Source organism: Bradyrhizobium sp. 2TAF36 (genome assembly GCF_052114925.1).
GTDB classification, from domain to species: Bacteria; Pseudomonadota; Alphaproteobacteria; order Rhizobiales; family Xanthobacteraceae; genus Bradyrhizobium; species Bradyrhizobium barranii.
The window spans coordinates 1-559 of sequence record NZ_JBFRFR010000255.1; the positions used below are offsets into that span (position 1 = coordinate 1).

Annotated in this window: 1 protein-coding gene; it reads right to left on the bottom strand. The window is 66.0% G+C overall.

The window, feature by feature from the left end; genetic code table 11:
- On the bottom strand, nt 1-559 hold a 559-nt coding region (locus tag AB4Z51_RS45055; protein ID WP_441499787.1), incomplete at both ends, for a putative Ig domain-containing protein.

The following is a 559-nucleotide window of genomic DNA, read 5'->3' on the forward strand; positions in this document are numbered from 1 at the left end:
GCTGACGGCGGTGACGGTCTTGGTGTCGCCGCTGACGGCGGTGACGGTCTTGGTGTCGCCGGTGTCGGGATCTGTGTCGTTGGTGAGGACGTTGCCGGTGGCGGGCGAGCCGCCTGAACCATTGGCAATGCCGCCCTTCTCGGTGGCGTCGGCGACGTCGGCGACCGCCGTCGGCGCAGCGTTCGACGAGCCGACGGCGATATTGAAGGTCTCGCTGATGGGAGCGCCCGCAAGGTCGGTGGCCGTGATCTTGATGCTGGCAGTGCCGATATTGGCAGCCGTCGGCGTGCCACTGAATGTGCGTGTGGATGCGTTGAACGCGAGCCAGGTGGGCAGGGCAGTACCGTCGGCGGACGTTGCCGTATAGGCCAGGGTGTCGCCGGCATCGACGTCGGTGAAGGTGTTGGTGGGCAGCACCAGCGAGAAGGACGACCCGACCCTCGCGTTCTGGTTGGCGGTCTGACTCGCGAGCACCGGGGTATCGTCAGCGCCATGGATGGTGACGGTGAGCGTGGTGGTCGAAGTGAGGCCTCCGGTGTCGCGCATGGTATAGTTGAAC